The sequence below is a fragment of the Candidatus Megaera venefica genome (assembly GCF_034554655.1).
GTDB classification, from domain to species: domain Bacteria; phylum Pseudomonadota; class Alphaproteobacteria; order Rickettsiales; family Rickettsiaceae; genus Megaera_A; species Megaera_A venefica.
The window spans coordinates 1-3,520 of the sequence record NZ_JARJFB010000163.1 but is presented as its reverse complement, the minus strand read 5'-3'; the positions used below and the strand labels follow the sequence as shown (position 1 = coordinate 3,520).

Genomic DNA, 3,520 nt, shown 5'->3' with positions numbered 1-3,520 from the left:
CTTCAGACACATCAAGATCTTGCTGCAAATATTCATAACCACAAAAATATTGCCAATAAATATTTTCCTTTAGCTCTTCCTCCGTAAACGAATCAGAACCGTTGTACATAGCTTGAAGCATTGATAGTGCTAGCATTACTCTATGATCTTTCTTATTTCTACCAAATTGCTTGATTTCAATGTTAGGCAATGCTCTGGCTTCAAGTTCAGACCAATTTACTAAATCCCTTAGTTTATATAACTTGTTTTTAGGATTTAGTTTTGTAGATAATTTCTCTTCAAATAACCTTTCTTGTTTTTGGAGAAAAGTAATATTTTCTATAGGCATAATTTTAAAATCCGTAAGCTTTATGCGGTAATTATACCATTTTCTTATGGATTTTGTAAGCTGTTTATGACATGAAACCCCTTGTTAATTCAGGCGGGGAGAGTTTTGACGGAGGGACTACGTAAAATTTATCAAAAAATATCAATCGATAAACTCCCAAATCTACCTTTTTTGTGAAATTTTTTTAAATCACATGATTCTTATCAATTTTGGCGGGGAGACTTAATTCACTGTATATACGCTGCGCAGCATCGCCTTGAAATTTAATGCCCCATAATTTAAACTGCTTTTACTATACATGACTTGGCATCGTGTACCAGGCGTGCGAGGTATATAAAAGCTCAGCATGTTTTTTAATCTCAGGCCATGTTTAAGAAACTAGAATAACAGGCGATTTGGCGGTTCTAGGCCAAGGTGAACAAAAGCGCCATTAGTTATAACTCTCCCTCTGGGAGTGCGTTGAAGAAGACCTATTTGTATAAGATAGGGCTCTATTGTCTCTTCAATTGCATCTCGTTGTTCTGATAATGCAGAAGCAATAGTTTCAACACCAACTGGTCCGCCGTTGTAGTTATCTACAATAAATTTTAAATAACGATAGTCGTTACTATCCAGCCCAGCTTTATCTACTTCAAGTCTAGTAAGAGCGCTATCAGCAAGTACGGCATCAATTTCTGGCCTATTTTCGACAGAAGCAAAATCTCTTATTCTCTTTAATAATCTTAGAGCAATTCTTGGTGTACCTCTTGATCTTTGCGCAATCTCCTGCGCTCCGTCTTTAGTGATTTTTGTATTTAGCAAATTTGCTGCTCGATTAATTACTTTTACTAGCTCTTCAACTTTATAGAAATTAAGGCGTAATGGAATGCCAAATCTATCTCGTAATGGATTGCTAATCAAACCAAGCCTTGTAGTTGCTCCAATTAAGGTAAAGCGCGGTAAATCTATGCGTACAGACCTAGCAGCTGGTCCTTCGCCAATTATGATATCAAGGAAGAAATCTTCCATCGCTGGGTAGAGTATTTCTTCAATATTGGTATTAAGGCGATGAATCTCATCAATAAATAATACGTCGTTTTCTTGAAGATTAGTTAAAATTGCAGCAAGGTCAGCCGCTTTTGATAATGTTGGTCCAGAAGTGGCTTTAAAATTTACCCCCATTTCTTTGGCAATTATGTGGGCAAGCGAAGTTTTGCCTAGGCCAGGTGGTCCATAGAAAAGAGTATGATCAAGAGGTTCGTTCCTGTTTTGAGCAGCTTTGATGAATATACTTAAGTTGGATTTAATATGTTCTTGTCCTACGAATTCATTGAGCAAATGAGGTCGTAGAGAAAAATCTACATCTGTTTCAAGGATTGTCCCGGATAAAAGATCTGTTGTCATAATATGTTAAACTCAATTTTTAAGTGCTAGTCTAATCAAATCATTTATTGATATATCAGAGGAATGAGCAAGTATTGTATTGACCCTACTTTGTGCATCAATCCTTCCAACTCCTAGACTAGTCAGTGCTGAAATAGCGTCCAAAGCTAAAGAGTTGTTAAACGTTTTTGTATTTGGTAAACCTGATTTAGGTGCTATTTCAGATAGTGATTTGGTTGAAATAGTTTTATCTTTTAGTTCAGTAACTATACGTTCAGCAAGCTTTTTTCCAACTCCAGATACACCATTGAAAATTATTTTATCTTCATTGTTAAGAGCGACCTGAATTTCTCCAGGAGTAAGGTGCGATAAAATAGCAAGTGCCATTCTTGTGCCAACTCCTTTGACTGATTGCAGGGTAATGAATGCAGCTTTTTCCTCTAAATCACTGAATCCGTATAAGTGAATATGATCTTCTCTTACATGTGTTTCGATTAATAATTCACAAAATTCTGACGGAGCAAGTTGGCTTAAAGTTTTTACCGAGCAGAATACCAGATATCCAACACCATTTATATCGATTATGACGTGGTCATCGTATACCGATTCAATCAATCCTTTAAGTTTACCAATCATAAAATATTCTAGTTGCATCAATTATTTCACAGATATACTATCAGCCACGATACGAATACGCAATTAATTCTGGAACTAAATTTTGAATCTAAAAAGATATGAATCGCTGATAATAGCGTTTTTTGTAACGATAGTAAGATATTATGATTACGCCCTCTTTGGGCTATCTGCTTCGTTGTTGTCGAAGAATTTTATGCCTCATGGCAATGACGGTGACCAGATGCTTATTTTCTTCGCTGTTTTCAGTCTGGCAACTATAGCAAGGCCTATGGGGTCTTTAATCTTTGGTAAGATAGGTGATAAAGTTGGACGAGTAGTAAGTGTAAAAATGTCAACAGTTATTGCGGCAACTTCAACTTGCCTTGTAGCGGTTGCTCCAGGGTTTGATAGCGTAGGGTTGTTTGCTGTAATAATAATTACACTTTTACGAATGCTATTTTTAATGAGTTTAGCAGGAGAAATTGACGCTATAAAAATTTATGTTGCTGAAATGATTGGCAAAAAGAGGCGGCATCTTGTTATAGGTATAGTTTCTTTTTCTTCGCAAATAGGAGTTTTGTTTGCTTCAGTTGCTTATCATATAGCGGTTAGTTATGAAGATATAGAGTGGTTATGGAGGGTGAATTTTGCTATTGGTGGATTATTAGGATTAGTAGTAATTTTTTTACGTAGAAGGTTGCTTGAGAGTGAAGAATTTCTAAACAGCAAGTCACGGCTCTCTATTGAGCCTAACGGTATAGTTAAGATAGTTGGTGCGAATAAAGTTAAATTTGTACTTGCCACCGTAATAAATGGGATGCTTGGTGGTGGATATCATTTTCTGATAATATTTTTTGGAACATTTGCAGCAAATGTGGCTGATATTATTGATAATGAGAGCGCTGCTGCTGCTAATACTATGTTGATTTCACTTTATGGCATAGCATGTTTAATTTCTGGCTACATATCTGATAGATTTAAAATAGTTACTCAAATTATTGCAGCGCTGGTCTTGAGTATTTTGTGTACCTTGGTGATGGAATTTTTTCTAGGCCTTAAGGGATATTCAATATTACTACATTGTATATTAGTGTTTTTGGTTCCATTTTATTCAATTCCTTGTTCTGTCCGTATTCAGTCATTATTTCAAACTGGTATTAGGATGAGAATGTGCAGTCTTTCGCATTCTATCGGTAGTATGGTTTTTTCTTCAAC

General features: G+C 35.8%; 4 protein-coding genes. 1 reads left to right on the top strand and 3 read right to left on the bottom strand.

Annotation, left to right across the window (positions count from 1 at the left end):
• The 3 genes from Megvenef_RS08095 to ruvA form a co-directional block, all read right to left on the bottom strand.
• Positions 1–328 (bottom strand): transposase (locus Megvenef_RS08095; protein ID WP_322776028.1); only part of this gene is annotated, 328 nt, incomplete at its 3' end.
• A gap of 378 nt (positions 329–706) precedes the next feature.
• A complete protein-coding gene (gene ruvB, locus Megvenef_RS08090) occupies positions 707–1,711 on the bottom strand; it encodes a Holliday junction branch migration DNA helicase RuvB (RefSeq protein ID WP_322777440.1) in 1,005 nt (334 codons plus the stop codon).
• A gap of 12 nt (positions 1,712–1,723) precedes the next feature.
• On the bottom strand, positions 1,724–2,326 hold the full coding sequence (ruvA, locus tag Megvenef_RS08085; protein WP_322777439.1) for a Holliday junction branch migration protein RuvA: 603 nt from the start codon (positions 2,324–2,326) through the stop codon (positions 1,724–1,726).
• Between the two features lie 82 nt (positions 2,327–2,408).
• On the opposite strand from ruvA, the gene Megvenef_RS08080 reads away from it, so the two are divergent.
• Positions 2,409–3,520 (top strand): MFS transporter (locus tag Megvenef_RS08080; protein WP_322777438.1); only part of this gene is annotated, 1,112 nt, incomplete at its 3' end.